The organism is Pseudoalteromonas sp. S3178 (assembly GCF_005886985.1).
In the GTDB taxonomy this organism is placed as follows: Bacteria; Pseudomonadota; Gammaproteobacteria; order Enterobacterales; family Alteromonadaceae; genus Pseudoalteromonas; species Pseudoalteromonas carrageenovora.
In genome coordinates, this window is record NZ_PNCW01000134.1 from 1 (window position 1) to 1,599 (window position 1,599).

General features: G+C 35.9%; 1 protein-coding gene. It reads left to right on the top strand.

Translation table 11 applies throughout. The features are described 5' to 3' along the window. Window positions 1-175: 175 nt before the first annotated feature. A complete protein-coding gene (gene pyrC / locus CWC11_RS20335; protein ID WP_138684142.1) occupies window positions 176-1,228 on the top strand; it encodes a dihydroorotase in 1,053 nt (350 codons plus the stop codon). Window positions 1,229-1,599: the final 371 nt, after the last annotated feature.

The window sequence follows — 1,599 nt, forward strand, 5'->3', positions numbered from 1 at the left end:
TATATTATTCTTTTTATTTTTTGATACAGGTACTAAGTTAACTCAATATTTTCTTGAGTACAAAATAAAGCGATAAATAGATTTTATAAAGCGTAAAGCGATTCTTTTTAATAAAATCTTTACTCCAAAACCTCATATGCCTATGATCGGATAAATTCAGCCGTGGAACAAAGTAATGACAAGTAATACATCTAACACCGTAACAACTCTCACTATCACTCGCCCAGATGACTGGCATGTACATTTAAGAGATGGTGATCAGTTAAAAGATACTGTGCGCGACATTAGCCGCTACATGGGTCGAGCTATTATTATGCCAAACCTTGTTCCGCCTGCAACATGTACTGATACTGCATTAGCTTATCGTGAGCGAATTATGAATGCTGCTCCACAAGGGCAGTTTGAGCCTTTAATGGTGCTTTACTTGACGGATAAAACGACTCCAGACGAAATCAAGAAAGCCAAAGCAACGGGTAAAATTTTTGCTGCAAAATTATATCCAGCAGGAGCGACTACTAACTCTGATTCAGGCGTTACATCAGTTAAAAATATTTATCCTGTTTTAAAAGCGATGCAAGAAGTCGGTATGCTACTTTTAGTGCACGGTGAAGTAACAGATTCTTCAATAGATATTTTTGACCGTGAGAAGGTGTTTTTAGATACTATTTTAGGTGATGTTGTTGCTGATTTTCCTGAATTAAAAATAGTTTTGGAGCACATAACAACAAAAGATGCTGTTGAATTCGTTATGGCTGCACCGCAGAACGTAGCCGCGACCATTACAGCGCATCATCTTCTTTATAACCGTAATCATATGTTAGCGGGTGGTATTCGCCCACATTATTACTGTTTGCCTATCCTTAAGCGTAATATCCATCAGCAAGCTTTAATGGCGGCTGCAATCAGTGGTAATAAAAAGTTTTTCTTAGGGACTGACTCTGCACCGCATTACAAAGACAAAAAAGAAGCTGCGTGCGGTTGTGCTGGGGCTTACACAGCTCATGCATCAATTGAGTTGTACGCAGAGGCTTTTGAAGATGCAGGTGCTTTAGATAAACTTGAAGGGTTTGCAAGTCACTTTGGAGCTGACTTTTATGGCCTTGAGCGCAATACAGATACAATTACTTTAGAAAAGAGCCCTTGGAAAGTGCCCGCAACTTATACTTTGGGTGATTCTAAAGTCGTGCCTATAAAGGCAGAAGACACTATTGATTGGCAAGTAAAATAGTACGATTAAATGTTTATAAAGCCACAAATGAAATTTTGTGGCTTTTTTAGTTTACTACCATTGGGTTTCTAGCCTCTTAAAAGAATATGATATTTAAGCACTTTTTATAAAATGTGTAAATAAGCCCTCTATTTATAGTTTTTAAATCATACAATAGTATATTTAAGATTATTTCTGCTTTTAAATTAACCATTTATCATTAAATTAAAGAAAGTTAAGTTTCTTATTAAATAAATCCCAATTAATAGAGCCAAAAAAAAATTAATGTGTTAATCTTAACTTGCTTTGAGTTTTTGCGTATTGAATTTACGGATATTGTGCTGCGTTTAAGGTTACCGGTTAGGTTAAAACTTGTTCCTGTACTATACCTC